The 20614-nt window shown below is 60.1% G+C and carries 20 protein-coding genes; 7 read left to right on the top strand and 13 right to left on the bottom strand.

Features of this window, described 5'->3' with window-relative positions:
- Nucleotides 1-194: 194 nt before the first annotated feature.
- Nucleotides 195-3014: a tetratricopeptide repeat-containing serine/threonine-protein kinase gene (locus J3U87_RS31905; protein ID WP_237379858.1), complete on the bottom strand. Its 2820-nt coding sequence runs from the start codon at nt 3012-3014 to the stop codon at nt 195-197.
- A 96-nt stretch (nt 3015-3110) separates the two neighbouring features.
- On the opposite strand from J3U87_RS31905, the gene J3U87_RS31900 reads away from it, so the two are divergent.
- Nucleotides 3111-3356, top strand: a complete 246-nt coding sequence (locus J3U87_RS31900; protein ID WP_237379857.1) for a hypothetical protein — start codon at nt 3111-3113, stop codon at nt 3354-3356.
- Between the two features lie 619 nt (nt 3357-3975).
- Nucleotides 3976-5709, top strand: a complete 1734-nt coding sequence (locus tag J3U87_RS31895; RefSeq protein ID WP_237379856.1) for an Ig-like domain-containing protein — start codon at nt 3976-3978, stop codon at nt 5707-5709.
- A gap of 170 nt (nt 5710-5879) precedes the next feature.
- On the opposite strand, the gene J3U87_RS35445 is transcribed toward J3U87_RS31895, so the two are convergent.
- The 3 genes from J3U87_RS35445 to J3U87_RS31885 form a co-directional block, all read right to left on the bottom strand.
- Nucleotides 5880-6116 carry a type II toxin-antitoxin system RelE/ParE family toxin gene (locus J3U87_RS35445; protein ID WP_420038236.1) on the bottom strand — a complete coding sequence of 79 codons (237 nt, stop codon included), beginning with the start codon at nt 6114-6116 and terminating at the stop codon, nt 5880-5882.
- Nucleotides 6117-6168: 52 nt separating this feature from the next.
- A complete protein-coding gene (locus tag J3U87_RS31890) occupies nt 6169-6390 on the bottom strand; it encodes an addiction module protein (RefSeq protein ID WP_237379855.1) in 222 nt (73 codons plus the stop codon).
- Between the two features lie 423 nt (nt 6391-6813).
- Nucleotides 6814-8115: a HEAT repeat domain-containing protein gene (locus J3U87_RS31885; protein ID WP_237379854.1), complete on the bottom strand. Its 1302-nt coding sequence runs from the start codon at nt 8113-8115 to the stop codon at nt 6814-6816.
- A gap of 1277 nt (nt 8116-9392) precedes the next feature.
- Here J3U87_RS31885 and J3U87_RS31880 point away from each other — a divergent pair.
- The 3 genes from J3U87_RS31880 to J3U87_RS31870 all read left to right on the top strand — a co-directional run bounded on the left by J3U87_RS31880 (nt 9393) and on the right by J3U87_RS31870 (nt 11705).
- On the top strand, nt 9393-10112 hold the full coding sequence (locus tag J3U87_RS31880; protein WP_237379853.1) for a hypothetical protein: 720 nt from the start codon (nt 9393-9395) through the stop codon (nt 10110-10112).
- Nucleotides 10113-10149: 37 nt separating this feature from the next.
- On the top strand, nt 10150-10665 hold the full coding sequence (locus J3U87_RS31875; protein WP_237379852.1) for a hypothetical protein: 516 nt from the start codon (nt 10150-10152) through the stop codon (nt 10663-10665).
- Between the two features lie 527 nt (nt 10666-11192).
- Entirely contained in the window at nt 11193-11705 is a 513-nt protein-coding gene (locus J3U87_RS31870) for a hypothetical protein (protein ID WP_237379851.1), read from the top strand.
- Between the two features lie 102 nt (nt 11706-11807).
- Here the strand turns inward: J3U87_RS31870 and J3U87_RS31865 are convergent, their stop codons facing one another.
- From J3U87_RS31865 to J3U87_RS31840, 6 genes are read right to left on the bottom strand one after another with little or no spacing between them, the layout of a single operon-like run.
- Nucleotides 11808-12665: an STM4011 family radical SAM protein gene (locus tag J3U87_RS31865; protein WP_237379850.1), complete on the bottom strand. Its 858-nt coding sequence runs from the start codon at nt 12663-12665 to the stop codon at nt 11808-11810.
- A complete protein-coding gene (locus J3U87_RS31860; protein WP_237379849.1) occupies nt 12662-13978 on the bottom strand; it encodes an STM4012 family radical SAM protein in 1317 nt (438 codons plus the stop codon). The genes J3U87_RS31865 and J3U87_RS31860 overlap by 4 nt, the downstream gene beginning before the upstream one ends.
- Nucleotides 13975-14784 carry an STM4013/SEN3800 family hydrolase gene (locus tag J3U87_RS31855; protein ID WP_237379848.1) on the bottom strand — a complete coding sequence of 270 codons (810 nt, stop codon included), beginning with the start codon at nt 14782-14784 and terminating at the stop codon, nt 13975-13977. The genes J3U87_RS31860 and J3U87_RS31855 overlap by 4 nt, the downstream gene beginning before the upstream one ends.
- A complete protein-coding gene (locus tag J3U87_RS31850) occupies nt 14750-15454 on the bottom strand; it encodes an HAD family hydrolase (protein WP_237379847.1) in 705 nt (234 codons plus the stop codon). Before J3U87_RS31850 ends, J3U87_RS31855 begins: the two co-directional genes overlap by 35 nt.
- A 1-nt stretch (nt 15455) precedes the next feature.
- Nucleotides 15456-16547, bottom strand: a complete 1092-nt coding sequence (locus J3U87_RS31845) for an STM4014 family protein (RefSeq protein ID WP_237379846.1) — start codon at nt 16545-16547, stop codon at nt 15456-15458.
- An 11-nt stretch (nt 16548-16558) separates the two neighbouring features.
- Complete coding sequence (locus J3U87_RS31840) at nt 16559-17491, bottom strand: STM4015 family protein (protein ID WP_237379845.1); 933 nt, start codon at nt 17489-17491, stop codon at nt 16559-16561.
- Between the two features lie 310 nt (nt 17492-17801).
- On the opposite strand from J3U87_RS31840, the gene J3U87_RS31835 reads away from it, so the two are divergent.
- The gene (locus J3U87_RS31835) at nt 17802-18173 is read left to right on the top strand and encodes an ArsR/SmtB family transcription factor (protein ID WP_420038235.1); all 372 of its coding nucleotides are present in this window, start codon (nt 17802-17804) and stop codon (nt 18171-18173) included.
- Nucleotides 18166-18660 carry an SRPBCC family protein gene (locus J3U87_RS31830; protein WP_237379843.1) on the top strand — a complete coding sequence of 165 codons (495 nt, stop codon included), beginning with the start codon at nt 18166-18168 and terminating at the stop codon, nt 18658-18660. The genes J3U87_RS31835 and J3U87_RS31830 overlap by 8 nt, the downstream gene beginning before the upstream one ends.
- Nucleotides 18661-19082: 422 nt before the next feature.
- On the opposite strand, the gene J3U87_RS35440 is transcribed toward J3U87_RS31830, so the two are convergent.
- The 3 genes from J3U87_RS35440 to J3U87_RS31820 all read right to left on the bottom strand — a co-directional run bounded on the left by J3U87_RS35440 (nt 19083) and on the right by J3U87_RS31820 (nt 20411).
- Nucleotides 19083-19286: a hypothetical protein gene (locus tag J3U87_RS35440; protein WP_420038234.1), complete on the bottom strand. Its 204-nt coding sequence runs from the start codon at nt 19284-19286 to the stop codon at nt 19083-19085.
- Entirely contained in the window at nt 19283-19777 is a 495-nt protein-coding gene (locus J3U87_RS31825; protein ID WP_237379842.1) for a tetratricopeptide repeat protein, read from the bottom strand. The genes J3U87_RS35440 and J3U87_RS31825 overlap by 4 nt, the downstream gene beginning before the upstream one ends.
- A gap of 127 nt (nt 19778-19904) precedes the next feature.
- Nucleotides 19905-20411, bottom strand: a complete 507-nt coding sequence (locus J3U87_RS31820) for a hypothetical protein (protein ID WP_237379841.1) — start codon at nt 20409-20411, stop codon at nt 19905-19907.
- Between the last annotated feature and the right edge of the window lie 203 nt (nt 20412-20614).

The raw sequence follows: 20614 nt of genomic DNA, 5'->3' as shown, positions 1-20614 counted from the left end.
TGATCGTAGTATAAAGCTGTTTTTTGGAAAATTAAATTGTTTCGAAGTGTTTTCTTGTGAATGTATTTGTTCGAAAGATTTGAAATATTTATATCTCGAGGTTATCCCCGAGTGGTGGCACATCGAAGGGGTGCCGATCTCCACCGAGAGGTGACGCGGCTTCGCTTTATGGCCGAGGAAGGCAGGGATCGCCCTTACTCCTCCATCAGCCCTTGGAGTTGCTCGGCTTTTTCCGCCTGCCCCTGCTTCACACAAAAGGCGTGATAGTGTTGCAGGAAGGTTTGCGCGCGCGGCTGCCTGAAACCGATGGTGTCTTTGAACAGGTCGAAGAGCTGGGCGTAGTATGGGCCCGCGTGTTCTTCCCGGTCCACCCGTCTCAGGAGTTGCACCAGCGTGAGCAGTGCCGAAAATCGCTCGTCGGCCAGTTGCACCTGGGCGAAAGCTTGATCGAAGCGGGCCAGTGCCTTGGCGGTGTCCGCATGGGCCTCGAACATCCGGAGCAGGGCGAGGCTGTAATGAACGTCCGGATGGGCCTCGCCAAGCAGGTTTTTCCTGGCGCGGACCACCGTGGTTTGGGTGCGAATCGCCTCCTCGAAGCGACCCATATCCGCGTAGATCAGGGCCAGGTTTTCCTGTGACCAGAGCGTTTCCGGGTGATCGGCGCCCAATTCGCGGGTCCATTGGGCGAAGGTCTGTTCGATCAGGGCCAGGGCTTCCTCGTAGCGGCCCGCGTCGCTGTACACGTCGGCCAAGCTTTCCTTGATCCAGAGGGTTTGAATGTGGTGTTCGCCCACCTTGCGGATGGAACTCGCCAGCAACCCCTCGAAGAGCGCCAGGGCTTCCTCGTACTGGCCGAACAAGCTGTAGGTCAAGGCCAGGTTTTCGGCGACCGCCACGGTCTGGGGGTGGTCTTCGCCAAATACGCGGGTGACCTGGGGTAGGCACTCCTGGAACAGCTCGTAGGCTTCGAGGTAGGCGCCGCGTTCGTACAGGCCGCTGGCGTAATTGCTCTTGGCCGTCAGCGTTTTGGGATGCTCCGCGCCGTACGCGCGATGGCACATGGCCAGGATGTCCTTTTCCATTTCCAGGGACGCATCGGGGCGTCCCAGCTCCGTGAGAATGCTGGAAAGGAGCATCATCGTTCGAATGGTTTCGGGATGAAACGGGCTGTACACCTTTTTGCAGTGGGAAAGGACCGATTGCGCCTGGATGTAGGCCTCGTCGTTCAGACCGAGCTTGTTGTTGATCGCGGCCAGGTTCCAACTGGCGACCAGGGTCTCGGCGTGCGTCAGGCCCAGCCAGGAGGTGCTTTTCGCGACGACCGCGTGGATCTGGTCTTTGATGGCGTTGGTCGGGGTGCCTTCCAGAAGCACGCGATACATCTGGTTCTCGACCCGGATGATGGCCAGATGGTCGGCAGCGCGGGATGGGTCGAGCGTTTCGAGGACCGATCGGTAGAGTGCGACCGCCTTTTCATCCTCGCCGAGCATGTTGTAGGTCTTGGCGAAGGTTTTCGAGAGGCGGGTCTTGACGTCGCGATCGGTCACCTGGGCCAGGCGCGACTCGAACGAATCCAGCAAGGTCGTCACCTTGAGGTTGGGACCTTCGCGCTCGGGCTCGACGGAGACCAGCAGCTCCTCCAGCAGGGCGATGGTGGTTTCCGCTTTCGCGTTGGCCTCGCGCGCCTGGATCAGGCCGTGACTGATCCCGAAAAAGGTGCTGACGAGGGCGGCCAGGATCAGCCCGGCGAAAGCCACGACGACCCGGTGGCGGCGTGCGTACTTTTTGAAGCGGTACCAGGTGGACGGCGATCCGGCCAGCACTACCTGGCCGTCGAGGTACCGCACCATGTCTTCCTTCAGGCCCTGGGGCGATTGGTACCGGTGCGAGCGGTCCTTGTCCAGGGCCTTCAACAGGATCCAATCGAGGTCGCCGTCGATCGATCGCTTCAACTCGTCGATCGAGGTACCGCGGCACTTGGCGATCGCCTCGACCTCCGGGCCGGCCTGGCGGGAAATGAGGGTACTGGGTTTCTTCGGTTCCCCTTCGAGGATCATCCTCTGGATGGCGAAGAGATTGGGCGTTTCCAAATCCTTGATGCTCAGCGGTTTCTTGCCGGTGATCAATTCGTGGAGCAGGACACCCAGCGAGTAGACGTCGCTACGGGTATCGATGTCCCGTGTCGAGAAGTTCGCCTGTTCCGGGCTCATGTATTCCAGCGTCCCGATGACCTGACCGATTTCGGTTTCCAGGGTCTGCTGGGTCAGGGACGCGTGCAGGGCCTTGGCGATGCCGAAGTCGATGACCTTGACCTCGGGTCCGCCGTCCGTTTCGGTGACCAGGATGTTCGAGGGTTTGATATCGCGATGGATGATCCCTTTCTGGTGGGCGTGTTGAATGGCGGCGCACACTTGCGTGAAGAGCTCCAGGCGGGATCGCGTCGGCAGTTGGTGGTCGTCGCAATAGCGCGTGATCGGTTTGCCCGGCACGTGTTCCATCACGAAATAGGACAGGCCCTGGTCCGTCATGCCGGCCTCGTACATCTTGGCGATGTTGCGGTGGTTCATCATGGCGAGGGCCTGCTCTTCGGCTGCGAACCGTCGCATGATTTCGTTCGAGGCCAGGCCCGGTTTGATGATCTTGATTGCCACGTGACGGCGCACGGGTTCCTCTTGGAGCGCCAGAAAGACCAAACCCATGCCGCCCTCGCCCAGGGACTCTTCGAGCCGGTAAGGCCCGATCTGGCTGCCGATCAACGGTGAGGCGAAGTCGGGCGATCCTGCGAACTTGTTTCGCGAAAGGGTGGGGTTGGTATCCGAATCGGGCGGCAGGCTCGTCATGGTATCGGGGGATCCTTCCGGGGTGGGTGTTGTCTCCGATATCGAGGTCAGCCGCTCCTGGACCTTACGGGTTAAATCCGGATCGCCCGCGCACACCGAATCGAGGTAGGCGGTTCGCTCCTCTCCAGACAGGGTTCGAGCCTTTTCCACGATGTCGGCGAACTGTTTTTCCATAGATCCCAACCGGCAAGGATGAATCGCGATCACACGGGACGTCGCGGTTGTTTTTGGCCCATTTTTCAGGACATTGCAAGCGAAAAACCATGCGGAATGGAATGGATATTCGATGGGCGGTTGCTGCAGGCGAATGTCCTGGGTTTGAGGCTGCTCACAAGGCTGCGCGGTTTTCCATTGGAAAAGACGTGCCGCGGCGGCCTTGGCGGTTGCGAAAATGGAGTCGAGCGAAGTGGCGAACTGAATCGCGTGAAGTTCGCCCATCAGCAGCGTTTGGTTGAGGATGAAACGGCGGCAGACCTTTTTCGCACGATTCAATCCCGTATGGTCAACCCATCATGAGGATTGAAAAATAGAGATTGACGCGTCAAAATCCATGCGTCTAAGATGTGCCTGTCCCGTAATTACGGAAAATACGCGAATTCAAGATTTTCAAAAATCTACTAGCTTTGGAGTTTTTGGTGGTCTGATTTGATTCGGGCCCCTCGATGTGCCGCGATCACGGTTCCCATGCCTCGAGGTTGCTTGTCGCGACTCACGAAATGGCTCTCCGGCCCCTACCTCGCTCTGAAAGGGGTTTTCGGTTCTGGGCGCTTGTGATGCGCTCGCTGCACTCCGTTCGTTTCCACTCCTCTCACGGGATCTTTCAGTCGCTTATCCGCCTACCCCTCGACTGACGGCATCCGACCTTCTCACCGCCACCTCGTCCGCATAGGGGCGAGTTGTGCGCTCGTATGGCCAGGCGGGTTTCCGGATTCCGATCGATCGCGAACGACCTTCCGAGTTCGCTTGATTGCGGTTTTCGATGGGATCCGCCTTCTGGCCGACGTGCGCGGTTATGCGAATCATCCGTCGCCTTCGCAGGAACCACGTGGGTTCCCCGGATGAGGCACGGATTGCCACGTGAATCGCGAAGACCTCGTTCCGACCTTTGAATCGATGATCTAAGGAGAAATCAGCCATGAAATCTATTTCGGTCTTTGCCGCCGCCTTGCTGTTTGCGGCCTCTTTTTCGGCCTTCGCCCAGGATGGCGTTGCGGCCTTCGATGACCAATACACCACTTCGTGGGATTCCGTGCTCACGGTGGCTTCGCCCGGTTTGCTGGCAAACGATCGGGCAGGGGCGGGCGATACGCTGCGCGCCTTTCTGGTCGCGCAGCCGCAAGTGGGCCGGTTGACGCTGGCGGAAGACGGTTCGTTCACCTTCGAGCCCGTCGCCAACGCCCAGGGTCCGGTCACCTTCCTCTACGGGATCGAGAACCAACACGGCGACACCAGTTACGCGAACGGCACCATCACCGTCACGCCTGGCAACAAACCGCCCTTGGCGATCACCGATTACTACACGGTTCGGGTGCCCGACCGATTGATCGTGCCCGCGCCCGGCCTGTTGGGCAACGACATCGATTTGGACGGCGATACCCTGAGCGTCGAGCTGGTGGACGGCCCCGATCTGGGGACCTTCCAACTGAATGAAGACGGAGGGTTTTGGTTCGAGCCTTCCCCCGCGGACTCGGGTGAAACCCAAATTCGGTATCGCGCCGTGGATGCGCGTGGGGGCAGCGCCGAGGGCGTCGCCTATTTCACGGTCGTCAGTCCCAGCGCCCCGCTGGCCGAGCCCGACCATTACGAGGTGTTTGTCGGGCATCGCCTGGTCATGGACGTGCTGGCCAACGACCAGGACGCCGACGGCAACGTATTGCACATTGTTTCCATGTCGCCCGTCAGTCCTGGCTACGGGTTCGTCAGCGGCGGACAGGTGATCGAGTACATCTGCTACCAAGAGGCGCGCGTGACCTTTTCCTACACGGTCTCCGACGGCGTCCATCAATCCACCACGACCGTCACGATCGATGTGACCGACGGTGATTTGCCGCCGGTGGCCGTCGACGATCTGGTCACGGTCCACTTGGGGTCCTCGGTGCGATTCAATCCGATGGCCAACGATTACGATCCCAACGAGGGCACCGTCCTGCGGATGCAGTGGGCCGGAAGTCCGACCATGGGCACCCTGGTCGCCGATGGGGAAGACTGGATCTACACCCCGAACGCCGACGCCGTACCGGGCGTGGAGACGTTGAGCTACGGGATTTGGGATGGGTTCAATGCCGCTTACGCCACCGTCACCATCGAGATCCACGGGCCCAACCAGGCGCCGGAGGTCGGCGACGACTACCTGGAAGTATCGGTGGGCAGGATCGTGAACTCGTTTCCCGTGGTGGCGAACGACTCCGATCCGGATGGCGACGATCTGACCATTTCTCGCTACAGCACCAACGGTGCAAGCTATCTGTCGTTGTTCCCGTCACCGGATCGGAAGGGGTTTTCCTGTCAGGTCTGGCGGCCCGGAACCTACACGGTGACCTATTGGGTGACCGACGGGCACCTGGAATCACAGGGGCAGTTCGTGATCTTCGCGCCCGGTCCGACCGAGAACATCGCGCGGGACGATGCCTACACGGTGGTTCAAGGGCAGAGCATCACGCTGAACACGTTCGCCAACGACGTGTACTTCGAGCATTCGCGCTTCACGCCGCCGGAGCACACCAGCAACGTGCCAGGCGCGCTGGTCTACACCAACGGGGATTTCCAGTACCTGGCCTATTCACCGTTCGTGGGTGACACCTCGTTCACGTACACCTTGCCGGGCGGTTCCACCGCGACGGTGACGATCACGGTCCTTCCGGCCGAGTGAGTCGCAACGCGAGGCGGTCTCTCGAGAGGCCGCCTTTTTTGAGTGGAGCGCACGCAGGGAAAAAATCTGGAAGCCATGAAGAAAGGAATCCCGGAATGCGGCCGGAGGGGTGGTGGCTGTTGCTGGGCACCGTTTTCCAGGCACTTCTGTTCTGCGGATGTTGATGGGTGTTATCCGCGGGATTTCCAGGTCTCTGGGTCTCTGCTTTGATGAAAAACCGCAATCACGACAATTGAATCGGGTTCCTCTTTAAATAGAATGGCGTAAGGAAATCGCTTCGATAGCGCTTGCCTGATTGGGTTTCGAATCGGGTGAAAGCCTTCCGGGTTTTCGCTGATGTTCAAAAGTGTTCTATCTAAGGCTTGGATGAACTTGGCCCCCAACCGACGGCTCTCTCCTCGTACCACTTATATGCTTCTTGGGTCTCCCTCTTGGCATCCCTATAGAAGACGATTTTTTTCATCGATTACCGAGCAAGTCGTTTTTGATTTCAGACCAGGGTGTCACCTGATCGGGATTCTCTTCATAGTTTGCCAAACGCCGATCGAGCTCCTGCTCTTGGCTCGGTGTCAGGGGTAATCCTCTTTCGGTCGACTCGATACTGTCCCAAATCAGTTGAATCATCTGCAGCCGATCTGCGACGCTCATTTCCTTTAGATTTGAAAGTGTGGTCTTACTCATGGGCACGCTCCATTGCGATTATTTTAGCGTGGAATGCCCTGTTGCCTGAACTTGTTGTGAGGATGATTTCCCAGGAATTTACATGAGAATCGCCCAACATGCTCGAGCGAAGCAAGTGGGTATCGAAACAACCCAAACTCTGGCTGGTTTTTGTGGACTCCCATGGGAAAAATCAGAAAGCCCTGAAGGAAGGAAGCCAGGATGGAGGCCGGCGAGGTGGTGGCTGTTGTCGCTTGGTTTCTCGTTCGGGAGGATCGACCAACCGATTCCTGGTTTCGGTGGTTCCAGGATTCCTGATTGAGTGTTCAAAGAGGAAACCATATAAACTACATGAAACCAAAGTTTTGAAGGTGACTGTCCCCATCGCTCATGAAACCAAAGTTTTGCAGGTGGCTGTCCCCATCGCTTTCCTTGCCATCGCTTTCACTTCGCTTCGTGGTCCACCGGGCTCAGGTCACCCCGCGATGAGTCGTCCGCGGGACTGAGCGCGCCGCGATCGTCGCTCATCGGGCTGACGGTCAACCATCCCTGGTCACCGGCGCCCACGCGGTCCTGAATCCGGGCGATGGCTTCGTCGAGAATTCGCCGGTACTTGCCCCGTGCCTGTTCGCGGGCGAGGGCCAATGGTTCGATTTGGGCGAAGCCGCCGCACCTGCCCAGGGCCTTCGCGATTTCGATCTGCTCGGTTTTCCACGCACCGTCCAGCGCTTTCGCCAAAAAGGGACCGATGCGCGGGTCCTCGAATCGAGCGAGCGCCTCGATGGCCTCGCGCCGGTAGTCGCCCCACCACGGCGTGTCGAAATTTCGAAGGATGACGGGAATGGCATCGTGGTCTCGATGGGCGACGACCCTGGCCAGCGCCTCACGAACCAGGTCGGGATTCTCCAGCGCCTCGCGAACCAAGGGCAGGCGGTCCGACAATTCCAGCTTCTCGAGGATGTGCCACAGCAGGTCCTCCGTCTGGATCGTGCATTCCCGCACCAATGGGCGAAATGCACCGACCTTGTCGGCGGCGTCGAACAGCGCGAGAAACAAACGGAGAGGCAGGTGCCAATGGATGTCGACCATTTCCTGGAGATATTGAACATCCGTGGTGGCCACGGGGATCTGGAGCAGGATGTGGGCATTGATGGTGCGGAATTCCGTCAGGCTGTCCGTGGCGAGGTTGTGGATACATCGCTTGGCCAGGCTCGCATCGGAGCCCAGCACGCGGTCCAGTTCGTGAAGCCTGGTGAGTTGGGCGCTCACCGGGAACCGGGCATCCATGATGTCGTGGGAGGGGACGACCACCATGATTTGATGATCCAACCAGAAGTTGGACCAGTACTTCAAGGTATCCCGCACCTGCTCTCCAAAGTAGATCACGGAAGAGGGATCCTGGGTGGTGAGGGTATAGGCGTGGTCGAATTCCGGATCACCCGTGAGCCGTTGCCCCGGTTTTCGAAGATGCAAACGATCGGGCCGCACCGGCTTCAATTCGAAGGGTAGGGACATCGGGTGGGAGAAGGTCAATTGGAGTTGGTTTTTTTTGGGATCGTAGCGGAACTTGGAACCCTGAAAGGTACCGGACCAAGCGCCGTCCCCTTCCGGGAGAAAGCCCAGATCTTTCAGGCCCGATCTCCATTTTTTGCGGCCTTTCCGGTTGAGGAACCCGCTCGAAAGGGCTGGGCCGACTCCGACAGCCACGACGAGCGCCAACGCGCCGAGAATCATCCAAATTTCCAAGGACGCAACCTCCCGTGACTTTCGGAAGCATTCGAATCGAACCGCTCCGAGCTATCTCTGAATTCATCATGCAGTTTGTTGGGTTTTTTTCGAAGCCCTTTTGCGCTCGGTCCGGTGTCCGGAGGGCGAAGAAAGGGCCGAGTCACGCTTCGATCAGGGAAAAACCGGCTTCGAGCTCGAAGAACGCCAGGCTTGATGGGGTCGGTGTGGGTGCCGGCAGTTACAAAGAAAGGCGTGAACGAGAAAAAACCGGGAAGCTGAGAAGGAAGGAATCCCGTATGGAGGCCGGCGAGATGGTGGCCGTTGCTGGAACTAGCTCTCCATGATTTTCTTCCCTGCGATTCTTCTGCGACCTTCATAGGAGCCATTCCTTGTTCATCTTTGGCACAAAAGTCTGTCCACGAATCACACCGATTGACACGAATTTAAAAACCATCTTCGGCTCCCGTGTTCCCGAATTTTTGAATTGGCGGCGGCACCGCGTTGGCAGCCCGGTGAAAATGAATTGATTCGTGTCCATTCGTGTGATTGGTGGACAAAATAGTCTGCTTCCAATGGGTTAGGGGTGCCTGTCCCCATCGCTCCCCACCTGTCCCCATCGCTCCCCATCCCCATCGCTCCCCTGCGGAGATGACGTCATGTCCTTGCAGGGTCTCTCTCTGAAGGAGGGGCATGCCGGCGCGCTCGGTACCCAAGTAACCGATGGGCGTGACTGTTTGGTCTGTAAAAACGATGCGCTCACGGAAAAATCCTATTTTTATAGGATGGTCTCTCGGGCGGTGTGTGAGTAATATTTCGGGAAGCAATGATTGTTCATTCGAACAAGTAAAAAAGCTACTTCAACACAATAGTAAATTTTTTAGAAAAACGATTTTGACAGATGCCCTAGCGAGTACCAAACGATCATGCCGCATTGGCCGAGTCGTTCTCGACGGGAAGCCAGCCCTGGACCCGGGCCATTCCGACGGGTTGCCGAGTCTCCCTTCCGGGTGATCCCGTGAGGTTTGGCCATCGGTCGCGTGTGCTTCCCGCCCGTCCCATGACATCTCGGACCGGTGTTTCCGGCACCCATCCCAACGGTAGAGCGGTCTTGTGACCTGAAGGCCGTCTACGGATCAATCGAAACAGGAACCCAAAGGGCAACCCGTTCCCTTCGAGCGGGTTGTCGTAAGCCATCGGTTCGCTCGGACCGGAGCCGGCAGTCGCCAAGGCCGAAGGCTCGTGGCTCGAGAAGAGGTTCCTGCGCTTTGAATCACCCCATTTTTGGAGGTATCACCATGAAAAAGGACAATGCTCGTCGGAACTTCTTGAAAGTCATGGGGGTGGCGGCCGTGGGCGCACCGACCATGATGGTGGGCGCCAAGGCCTTGGAAGGGGCCGATCGGCCCCAGCGCCCCCAGTTGCCCCGCGACCAGGCTCGCGCCGGCGAACTTTTCGCCGGATTCGTGCTGCTGAACGAGCACGATGCCCTTCCGGACTACGTACAGACCGCTTCCTTGGCGGAAACATTGGGCTGTGGTTTGGCGACGGCAGGTGCGCGAAAAGCCGAAACCCAATTCGAGAGTTACGAAACCCAGGATGCCTTCCTCGGCGCGCTGACCTTCCCCATGTACAGCCTGAGCCATCTTCCCGGTGGCTTGGAAGCGCGGCACTTTCACGTGCGCCGCCATCTCGCCGGTCGGATCATCCACGCTTCCATCGGATTCGAGTCCTTCGACCACGATCTGGGCCAGTGGGTGACCAGCGTCAGCCTGTTCGGCAAGGTCGCCTATGCCCGACCCTACCCTTTGTGGGCCGCGGCGTCGACCGAGCCTGGCGAACCCGGGGTGGTGTTGGAGAAAGTCTCCCATTTGCCCAAGCCAGGGGTTCGGGTGGCCACGTCGAGTGGCATCGTCTACCACTGGATCGAAGAAGACATTCTGTACACCCTGGACATCCAAATCAGCGACGCGTTGTCGGATCCGGAAATGTTGGTCGACGCGCTGGTCGTCGGTTGACGGCATCGAATCATAGACAGGACAGAAGGAGACGAACATGGCATATGTATATGTCTACGCCCCCTTTTCGGGCGAAATCTGGGGCAAGCAAACGTACTGTAACGGCACAGCCCACACCATCGTGAACAACATGGGCGGCAACCAGCCGATGGATATCGGCGACGTCAGCGCGGGAACCTCGATTCGGTTCAAGGCGAGTTCTTCGGTGAAGAGCATCCGCACCCGTCGCGCCGACGTATGCGCCACGCAAACCGGTGATTGGGACCAAGGCGTCATCGTCGACATGTACGCCGAACTCAACGCACAGTGCTATATCGGATCGGTTTCCTACGGGCATGTCCGGAATTGGGTGGCCAACGGGACTCACAACACCCGGACCTTGACCTTGGGCGTGTTGCCCACCGACTGTAATTGCGGCTGTTCGGACGGCGTTCATGTTCACACGCAGTGTGATGGCGGCACCATCACGGGCCTGGCCCAGTGCGCCGGATCCCGCGTCTACAACGGCTCGACGTGGATTTACCGATGGTATTGGAATCCCGGCTGGTGCTGAGGAACCTCCTGGCCCAGGCGGGCCTGCGTGCGATCAGGCGCCGCCAGTCTTGGAACGCGCCGATTTGGCGCCGATCGGGACACCCGCCGCGACCTTCGCGTGGGTAGCGAGATGGGCGGGTGTCCCGGTTTGCATGGTGTGTCGAACTTTTGGCATTTGGATCTTGGCCTCGAAAAAAACGGGGATCCAGGAAGGACCTCGAGGAGATTTTGGCGTGCCGCTGTGGGACGTGATCCTTCGGCGATTGGCCCTGCCGGTTTCCTGGTATTTAGAATTCCTGGTTTCCTGATGAATCGATCGAACGAAGACGGATGCTGACACTCATCGATCAACACCCTGAGAAGGACACGTTCCCCCAATGGTTTGCGTCCGTTCGCTGCTCTTGTTCTCGCTTTATCCCATCTTTTCCCTCCGAGATCGAGCCCTTCCGAAAAAGTTGATTCACGCTGTTTCGCTTTTTCGCATTAGGCAATAGAGCCCATGGGTTCCTTGGGATTCCGTAAGGTGGGCATCGAAGAGGAGCGAGCATGAATTGCGAAAAGTGTGGCGGAGATATGTTTCCCGCGAAGATCTTCAGGCTTTCCGGGTGTCTCGTGTCACTTGGTTTCCTGATCTTGGTCATCTCGTTGGGCTGTATCGGCATGGTTGGGTTCATCACCCTGGTGGGAACGGGGAGTTCCGTTGCCGTTTCGGATGAAATGGAAGCGGAAGCGCGAGCGTCGACCTTGGAAGAGCTCGAAGAAATCAAGGCGCCCCAAGCGGTGATCCACGAGTTCGCCGAAACCGCGGCCGTCTCACCGGAAACCCTGGCCGGCCTGTCGAGCGACACGAGAAGAGATGTGGAGAGGGCCGTGTCGTCCTATTCTGCCAGCCTTGCCGGAGTCGCCATCGGCACGGGCCTTTTTGCTTTTGTCGGGGGTACCTTCGCGATGGTTCTCTTCTTTGCCAGCATTCCGACGCTCATCGTCGGGTTCCTTTTGGTACTTCGCAAGAAGATCATTCAGTGTGCGGACTGTGGGTTCTACCTCGATCGAGCCTGAGACGGCCGAACGGCAAGGCGGGCCCGTGGTGCGCGGACGGCGGTACTGATCGAAGTTCGGGCGTCTCGGGGTTTTCCCCCTGGTGGCCACCCTCGTACGGGATCAGACCGCCCAGCTTCGGGGAATGCGGGCCACCAGCCCGTCTCCGTAAACAGACTCCAAGTTCAAGTGATTCAAATGGATGTATCCGATGTAACACCCGCAGGACGCGTTGGTGCACGGTGACTTGACCAGCTTTTCCGCGATATCGCCGTCGCCGATGTTGCCGACGACCGCCGGGATGAAATGGCAGCGGCGCACCTCGCCCTTCTCGTCCACCGTGAAGCTGGTGTGACCCGCGCGACAGGAGCGACCTTCGCTGGTGTGCCGGCGGTTGTTGATCGGGAAATAGGGATCGACCGCGCTCAAACGAGCGACCATCGCCTCGGTGTAGTAGTTCGGTTCCCGTTTGTAGGCGTTGACCCACAGGTATCGGTGCGCCGGCAAAGCCGCCCGCATCTCCTCGATTTCGTCCAGGTACGCGTGAAGGCCCACCATCCCGACACTGTAGGGGATGCCCAGGTCTTCCATTCGATCGCATTGCGCCAAGAACGAAGCCCGATCGGTCTCACCCGGGTGGTAGGTCGCCCACAGGGCCAGCCGCCGGGGATCCGCACCGCGTAAGGTTTTTATCGGGAAGGAAAGGTTGGTCTGTACGGCCACCCGCACCACCTGGGGCATCCGGCTCAAGGCGATCACGGCCTTGCGGTAGTAGTCGCGAATCAGGGCCTCGCCCCATGGCGTGAACAGGAGCTGGTGGCGCGACCCGGTCTGTCCGCCGATCCACGCGACGAAGCGTCGCAGTCCCGCGGCATCGACCTCCAGTTCCGCGCGGCTGTTCCTTCGTTTGGCGAACGGACAGTAGGTGCAGCCGTAGTTGCAGCTCGACAAGGATCCGCGGTAGAGAATCGTGCGTTTCATGCGAATTCGTAGGCCTCCATCAACTGACGCACCGCTTCGGAGTACAGTGCCGGCGCCAACACATCGCCGTGATCGAATCCCGAAGATGTCGGCACCAGGCGATCGCCGACCCGTTCGAGCAGACCGAGCGCCGTCGCCTCGCCCAGCAGCGGCAGGGCCGCCATCGCCTCCATGTCCGACCAGGCCCGGCAGGCCCCCAAATCCAGGCCCCCGGCGTGGCCCACCGATTTGATCACGTACCGCCGCAACCGCTCTTCACGACTCAGCTTGAACCCGTAATCGACCCTGGCGAAATCGGCGGCCTCGCGGCGAAGGTAGTCGCTCAGGATCGCCTTGACGCCCGGTCGGGTCACCGCGTATTCGGTGCAGTAATGAAGGGTGCGCGTATAGGATCGGGCGCCGGGTCCCAAACCCACCATGCCGTCTTCCTGACAGCAGTAAATCGGCCCGGGTGCATGGTCTTGGTCGTGGCGGCGGAAGAGGCGCATCGAGGCCCGGCGGTAGCCCGCCTCGGCCAGGAATTGGACCGCGAGACGGTACAACCCGAACGCGTGGTCCGAGACGATCAGCTCGTGGCGGCCGGCGATGCCCGTGCGCGGGCGAACGTACAGAGGATAGAGGTAGAGTTCCTCCGGTGCGAAGGCCAACGCCGCTTCCAGTGATGCCAGCCAGGAGGCTTCGGTTTGCCCGTGGATGCCGTAGATCAAGTCGATGTTCAGAGTGGGGAAGGACCCTTCGCGCAGAAGGGCCAACGCCCTCCTTGCTTCGGCAGGCGGTTGGGGTCTGCCCAAGGTTTTGGTTTCCCGTTCGATGAAGCTCTGGATCCCGATACTGACGCGGTCGACCCCGTGATCTTCCAACACGGCCACCTTGTCGCGGGTGAGCGTGCCTGGCGACATTTCGAAAGAGATCGGCACGCGATCCAGCGGGATGTCGAACGACGCGATGATTCGAAACAGACGTTCCAGATCGGCGACCTCGAGGAAGGTGGGCGTGCCGCCGCCGACGGCGAGTCGCGCGAAACGGGCCGACCCGCCCAGGGCGTCGCGCACGGTGCCGGCCTGCACGGCGAGCGTGCGCAGGTATTGGTCGACCATGCGTTCCTTGGGGTTGGCGTAGGTGAACAGGTTGCAGAATCCGCAACGCATCTCGCAGAAGGGAACGTGGATGTAGAGAAAGAGCGCGCGCCGATCCTCTTCGCGCCACACGTGATCCAAATCGAGGGGCGCGAATGGTCGATAGGCCGATTTGTGGGGATAGGTATAGGCATAACCCTGGTATTTGGAGCCACGTAGGCGTTCTTTCAGGTTCATCGGCGCAACTCCGTGGTCGATCGAAAGGCGAGCGGGACCGTCCAGATGGTTTCGTGGGCTGCGCGATGGCCGACGTACCCGTCCTCGCCATAGGCGGTCCCGTGGTCCGAGCAAATCAGCAGGAAGACCGGTCGCTCGCGCCGGGTGAGCGAGTCGAGCAAAGGCTCGAAACAGCGATCCACGTATCGCAGGGCGGCGGCGTGGCTGTCGAGGGTGTCTCGATCGGCGCCGGCCAGGTAGTGGCGATTGGGTTGATGGATCGCGGCGACGTTGATGAACATCAGGAACCGCTGCTCGACGTCGAGGCCTTCCAGCAGGTCGGCCGCCTTGCCGAATTGGAAACGGGGACTCTCGGGTTCGGTCACCCCGAATTCAGGCCGCCAATAAGCGTGTTCGAACAGGTCGGGCAGCACCCGACCGAGCGGGGTCTGCATGTTGAAGAAGCCGACCCCGCCGATGCAGTAGGTTTTCCATTGGGCGGCGCGCAGACCGCTGACCACGTCGGCGGCCTCGAACACGGCGGTGTGCCGATCCTGGGTGGTCGCGCCGGGGAATGCCATGGCGAACAGGCGGTTTTGGCGCGGGTTGGCGACGGGGGTGGGTAGGAACCCGGCGAAAAACGCGTGGTGGGCGGCGTAGGTGAAACTGGCGGGGGAGTGGCATTTTTGCCATCCCTCGGGGAACAACCGCGCGAAGACCGGTGTCCGTCCCGCGCGCATTTCCCGGTCGGCGACGTCGTAGCGAAGGGTGTCCAGCGTCATCCAGAAGAGGTCATGCGTGGCAAGTATGTGGTTCATGTCGGGCATGAACGAAACCCTCCAGATCGGGGATCGACGAGATGATCATATCGGGCGATTGGGGCAGGGAAACGTCGGCGCGTCCGTTGGAGATCCAGCAGGTGGCCATGCCGACGGCGTGGGCTCCAAGTATATCGCGAACGGGGTCGTCGCCGATGAAGAGGGTCGCCGCGGCGGGGGTGCCCAATGCGGCCAGGGCTGCCTGAAAGAGGCCCGGCCCGGGTTTGGCGCAACGCCGCTCGCCGGAAATGAAGATGAATTCGGGTGGAAAGAAGGGGATCAGGCCTGCGGCCGCCAACTTGCGTCGCTGGTTCTCTCCCGAGCCGTTGCTGACCAGTGCCATGGGAAGCTGCGGCGCCATTGCGGCCAGAGTGGCCGTGACGGCGGGATCGGGTGTGAAGAGGCGCGGAATGGCGCCACGCCACTGGATGCGGAGCCGGTTCACCTCACGATCGTCGAGGCCCAACGCCTTTACGAGGTGCGCATCCACATCCTCGCTCGGCGCCCAACCGTGCCGGTCCAAAGCCACCAGCTCGGCCAGCGTCCGTTTTCGCCAAGTTGCTGGCGTATGGGGGAATCGATCGCGCAGCCATCCTTCCAGGAACGCCTGCCACGCTCGGTTCCGGTCGACCAGGGTGTTGTCCAGATCGAAACACAGTGCTTCGAACCCGCCGCGCATCTCAGTTCACCTCCAGGAGGGCGGCGACCTCGGCCGCATAGCTGTCGCGACCGCGGTGCAGGAGGCCGGGAAGCAAGTCACCGAACGCGTTGACTTCCAGCACTGCCACCCGCTTCAAATCGCATCGTATCGCCACGTCGACCGCCACGTACAGACAGTCGGGAAAAGCCCTGGCCGCCCGTTCGGCCGCCGCCGACATCTCCGCGACCCGTGAGGCCCCGATGTGGGCGCTCAGGGTGTCGAGGTCGCCGCGCCGGTTCCCCAGATGGAGATTGGTGAGCGGCGAGCGGCTCATGCGCGGCACCACGTGGCGGGCCTCACCGGCGATGACCAGGACCCGAAGGTCCCAACTGTAACCGCGCCAATTGGCCTTGGGCAGCCAAGATTCCACGACCAGCTCGTCGGGCAGCAGGGTTTCGAGGATGTGGCGAATATCCGCGTCGCGATGGTAGGTGCGCGGGTTGAGGTGGTTGTACAGCTTGCCGCTGGGGCGTTCGAGTTCCAGCGTGGTCGTGATGCGTTCCTCCGAACCGCGTCGCCGGTAGGCCAGCACCCCGGCCGCGGACGAGCCGAAACGCGGTTTGAGGAAGAGCCGCGAAAGGCCGCGTTGCGCGCTGATCGCGCGCAACCGGTCGATGCCGGTCACCAGGCCGTGGTATTCGGGGCGAGGTGTCGACTGGGTGCGCATCCGCTGGTGCGCCGCGTGTTTGTCGAACATGGCCAGTATGCTGGCGGGGGGATTCATCCACCGCGCCTCGGGGTTGCAGGCCTCCAATCGCGCCAGCAGCCGTGCGAATCCCAGGTGACAGGCGCGGGTGTGGCGATGACGGCCGGGCTCGGACTCGAGGTCGGCGGTGGCAGGTTCGTCCGCCTCCTCGAGACCCCATCCGATCAGGGCCCGTTCCACCTCGAAACATTCTCCTGGCGACTCGATCCGGACCCAATCGGCGGGTGGTAAGTCGGGCCCGACGCGACCGCGCAACAGATCCAGGTAGGAGCAAACCTGGGCGGCCGGTAAACCCCGTTCATGCAAGGCCCGCTGAAAAAACGCCACCCGTCGGTTCTCCGGATTGCCGATTACCAGACAGCGCACTCAGGAGGGCCTCATTCGGAAACCGCGATGTAGCGGTAGCGATCGTCTTCGTCCACGTCCTCCTCTTGGGGATCGTCGCAGTTGACGGAAATGCCCAGCCCCTTGATCAGCGCCATGCCTTTTTCGGTCATGTAGTGGTGCTCCAGGTTCAGGTGCTTCAATCGGGAAATCGCCGGATTGGCCGCCAGCGCCGCGGCGCCCTCGTCGCCGAAACAGCCCATCGAGAGATCCAGTGTGTCCAGTTGGGCCGTGATGGCGGCGTCTTTCAGCGCGGCCGCCACCTGGTCGGCGATCTCGCAGTTTCGAATGCCCAGGTAGCGGAGTTCGGGCATCGTGGTGAGTTCGAGAATCTTATCGATGTCGGCGGTATCGGCGTCGAACCCGTAGTTGTCGGATCCGGTCCACAGTTCCAAGTGGACCAGGGAAGGGAAATGCCCGTCGCGAATCTGGCCGAGGACCTCGCTGCTCATGCCGCCGGTTTGAATGACCAAGTGCTTCAACGTGTCGTGTTTCGGATGAGAAAGGGAGAGGTCGGTCCCGCCGCGGACGCCGAAGTAGTCCAGATTGGGGAACGCCGCGAACAGGGGACTCACATCGCTTTGCTGGATCCAGGAGCATTCCTGTTCTTCGAAGATGATGTCGCCCAGGAAGAGGGCGCGGAGTTGGGGGAGTTCAGCCGCGTGATCGCAAAGGAAGGAGACGATGCCGGCGGAAGATTCGGAACTCTCGAAGTCCCAAGGTCCGATGACCAGGCCGCTGATTTCGCGGACCCGCTTGTCTTTGAGCAGGTGGCTCAAGCGATCGAGGATGGTGACACCGTCCTCGTAGAGGTCCCAATCGATGGAAACTCGGATGGCGTGGGTCGTCGATTGAATGCCTTTTTCGGGGTCGTAGTTCTCGATGGGCTGGTCGTGCAACTTTTCCAAATGGGAATTGAACGTCATGGGCATGTTCCTTGGCGCGGTTTTTCGAGATGGATGGAGAAGGGTGGTGCCATCCATGATAGCCGATCGCGTTGGGCTTGGAGTGTCGGATTTTCGCGAAAAAGAGCGTGAGTGAAATCGCGAACCTCCGATCGGGTTGGGCTCTGAGCCAGCTCGCAAGTTTCGGTTCCCGCAACCCTCGTGAACCGGCCCGCCAAGCCCCGATTTGTATCCTTCGCCAAGCCTGACCCGAATCGGTCTTCCTGCCGGAGCCGGTTGCGGTGCCCAAAAAAAAGTTGACAGGTTGTGTTTGATATATAACCATTGGGTTATGGAACGAATTGGTTATACACAGCAATCTCAAAACCTCGACGTGGTTTTTGCCGCGTTGGCCGATCCCACCCGGCGGGCCATCCTGTCGCGATTGGCCACCGGCGAGGCGTCGGTGAACGAGATTGCCGCACCGTTCGAGATGAGTCAGCCGGCGGTGTCGAAGCACTTGAAAGTGCTGGAACGCGCTGGGTTGATCGAGCGGAACGTCGACAAACAGCGCCGGCCGGCGCGGCTGAAGGCCGAGCCGATGGAGGCGGCGGTGCGTTGGCTCGAGGAGTTCAAACAGTTTTGGTCATCGAGTTTCGATCAACTCGATGACTTGTTGGAAGAGTTGAAAAAGGTTGAAAAGAAAGGGGAACGACATGAGTGAATTGCCGACCTATGTGCTGGAGCGGGTGTTCGATGCACCGCGTCACCTGGTGTGGCGGACCTGGACCGAGCCCGAGCTGCTGACGCGCTGGTACGGGCCGCGGGTCGAGACGATCGTGCATCGTCACGAGTTGAAGGAAGGCGGGCTGTGGCTCGGCGAAATGAAATGGGGAGGCAACTCCAACTACCAACGCGTCGAGTTCACCGAGGTGACACCGCCGGAGCGGTTGGTTTGGCTGCACTCCGTTTCGGACGAGAACTGGAACATCATTTCCAATCCGATGATGGAGGGTTGGCCACGGGTGCTGCTGACGACGGTGATCTTCGAAGAGGATGGCGACCAGACCAAGCTTCGCCTGACCTGGGTGCCTCACGAGGCGACCGACGCGGAAATCAACTGCTTCTCCGCCGCACTGGCCGGCCTGGACAAGGGTTGGGGCGCCGGTATGGAACTGCTGGCCGAGCTGCTTGCCGAATTGCAGGCCTAAACCCACGAACCGAAAATCCGGCGATCCGGCGTTCGCGACTGCCACCGTGGTCCGCGAACGTCGATCAACCATGGTCCGAGCTCCGAACCGGGAGCGCTCGGGCCATTTTTTTCGGGTCGCCACGTCGATGTCTTCCTTCGGAGCGAAAGAATGCCGCGTCATTAGGTGAAACGGAATCGACCCCTCCGGCCGGTCCGGCAGAGGGAAATGGAATTCGAGTATGTCGCCTTGCGGGTTGGGGAACAATTGCTCAATTGGGTTCTGCGAAGGGTCATGGGTCATTCTCGGAAAAATGGATCAGGAAGCCCGGAAGGTCGGAAGCCAGGAAAGAACAGGCGCTTGGAGCCAGAGGCTGTCCCAGCTTTTCCTGGTTTCCTTATTTCCAGGGTTCCTGATTTCCTTTCGACGACGGCTAACTCATCTCAGGCGGGTGACGGTACTTTTACCAGGACCTGGACCCCTACACAGTTGCCTCGATCGCCGCGGAGGTGACCGACATTCGGGAAAAAGCGGACGCCCTGCATGCGATTCCAATGATCAACGCCGTCGGAGCGATCCACCACCGAGCGCCCCCCGGCACAGTGAAACGCCTGGGTCAGGCCGATCAGGCCCTCGCCGTCGATCATCTTCCCGGTGCCCTTGCCGCACCCGGAGAGCATCGCCAGGTCGGCTTCAGTCTCGCGCTTACCATCAATTCCCAGGCCTGCAGGATGCCGTTGTCCTGGCCCTGCTCGAATCGTTCGGGAATGGTCAGGGCCAGCGTCGAATTCAAGCGATCACGCTCATCGGTGTAGGCGTGACAGGCAAAGTGCAAAATGTCGCTATGACGCGAGATTCGCTTGGCCAAGCCTTCGGTGGCGCGTTCGCGCAGCAACACCCGCGTGTCCGCGCTGCGAGGGGGGACCTGTTCCTGGGTGGAAAGTGCCTGGCGGTAGTGGGCGCGGGCCTGGACGCGCGAACCTCGGATTCGAGCCACATCGGCCAAACCCATCAAGCTGTCGCGCAGGGAGACGCTGGTGGGTCCCAATCGCGTCAGGATGGCCCTAGCCCTAAGGTAGTGGGCTTCCGCTCTCTCCGGAAGATCCTGTGCGAAGCTGATCGCGCCTAGGCAATTCAAAATCTCGCCGCTTCAGCCACTGGTTCACCGAGCCTTGGGATTCCGACTCGTGGCTCGAGCGGCGAACCATGCGAGTGGGTGTCGTGGCCGGAGGCTGTCCCTGTTCGTCGTTGGTTGCAGGGGGCGTTCAGGTTTGCGCCAGGCTGCGAACCTCGATCATGAAGGCTTCGATGTGACCCATCACGGCCGCCGCGTCGTGGTTCCGGTTCTTTGCCCGGGGGTTGCCGTGTGGGTTCGACGAAAGCTGCGCCACTTCCCTGATGCGCGACAATCGATTCAGTAGGTGCTTCGGGTCGAATTCGTCGTCGCGACCTTCCTGGCCCCAGTGAATCAAAGCCACCAGGACCCGGCCCATCTCGTGAACCGCCACCGAAGATACCAGAGGTTCGCATTCGAGGAGCTCGTGGTGGCGAAGCAGGCTCGCCAGCTCCCGCAGGGGACCGATCAGGAACGCCCGTTCCGTCGCGGTGCATGACTGTTCGAGCAGGTGGGTTGCCTCGAGCATGGTCGTCCAGTCGACGGGGCGATCCATTCTGCGCATGGTCGCGGGGAATAGTCGGGAAAACCGATTCACGATGATGCCTACCTGTGCCGGGCCCGTCGCGATGGGGAAAATGAGGGTTTGGGTCTGCATCCTTTCATGGTCTCCTTCAGCATATGGGGAATCTTTGCCTTTTTTTCTAATCATCAATACGTCTCGAGGACGGGTGCAGTAGATTTGCTCCTCGTACGGTATTAGGCTTTTTGCTGGAAAAAAGTGTCATGCTTATCGTTCTTTTTTTCGATTTTGTGGATGCTGCCTACCTGTCGGTCGTCATGGCCGACGCGGTGATGCAC

It is taken from the genome of Sulfidibacter corallicola, assembly GCF_017498545.1.
GTDB lineage: Bacteria > Acidobacteriota > Holophagae > Acanthopleuribacterales > Acanthopleuribacteraceae > Sulfidibacter > Sulfidibacter corallicola.
The sequence above is the reverse complement of the archived record's forward strand: the minus strand, read 5'-3'. Positions and strand labels throughout refer to the sequence as shown.

Coding starts and splice junctions, on each gene's coding strand:
- J3U87_RS31830 (WP_237379843.1), top strand. CDS start 18,166: ATGAGTGAATTGCCGACCTATGTGCTGGAGCGGGTGTTCGATGCACCG.
- J3U87_RS31900 (WP_237379857.1), top strand. CDS start 3,111: ATGGAATGGATATTCGATGGGCGGTTGCTGCAGGCGAATGTCCTGGGT.
- J3U87_RS31850 (WP_237379847.1), bottom strand. CDS start 15,454: ATGCGCGGCGGGTTCGAAGCACTGTGTTTCGATCTGGACAACACCCTG.
- J3U87_RS31890 (WP_237379855.1), bottom strand. CDS start 6,390: ATGAGTAAGACCACACTTTCAAATCTAAAGGAAATGAGCGTCGCAGAT.
- J3U87_RS35440 (WP_420038234.1), bottom strand. CDS start 19,286: ATGATCGACGGCGAGGGCCTGATCGGCCTGACCCAGGCGTTTCACTGT.
- J3U87_RS31820 (WP_237379841.1), bottom strand. CDS start 20,411: ATGCAGACCCAAACCCTCATTTTCCCCATCGCGACGGGCCCGGCACAG.
- J3U87_RS31895 (WP_237379856.1), top strand. CDS start 3,976: ATGAAATCTATTTCGGTCTTTGCCGCCGCCTTGCTGTTTGCGGCCTCT.
- J3U87_RS31855 (WP_237379848.1), bottom strand. CDS start 14,784: ATGCCCGACATGAACCACATACTTGCCACGCATGACCTCTTCTGGATG.
- J3U87_RS31865 (WP_237379850.1), bottom strand. CDS start 12,665: ATGAAACGCACGATTCTCTACCGCGGATCCTTGTCGAGCTGCAACTAC.
- J3U87_RS31875 (WP_237379852.1), top strand. CDS start 10,150: ATGGCATATGTATATGTCTACGCCCCCTTTTCGGGCGAAATCTGGGGC.
- J3U87_RS31835 (WP_420038235.1), top strand. CDS start 17,802: ATGGAACGAATTGGTTATACACAGCAATCTCAAAACCTCGACGTGGTT.
- J3U87_RS31880 (WP_237379853.1), top strand. CDS start 9,393: ATGAAAAAGGACAATGCTCGTCGGAACTTCTTGAAAGTCATGGGGGTG.
- J3U87_RS31870 (WP_237379851.1), top strand. CDS start 11,193: ATGAATTGCGAAAAGTGTGGCGGAGATATGTTTCCCGCGAAGATCTTC.
- J3U87_RS31905 (WP_237379858.1), bottom strand. CDS start 3,014: ATGGAAAAACAGTTCGCCGACATCGTGGAAAAGGCTCGAACCCTGTCT.
- J3U87_RS31840 (WP_237379845.1), bottom strand. CDS start 17,491: ATGACGTTCAATTCCCATTTGGAAAAGTTGCACGACCAGCCCATCGAG.
- J3U87_RS31860 (WP_237379849.1), bottom strand. CDS start 13,978: ATGAACCTGAAAGAACGCCTACGTGGCTCCAAATACCAGGGTTATGCC.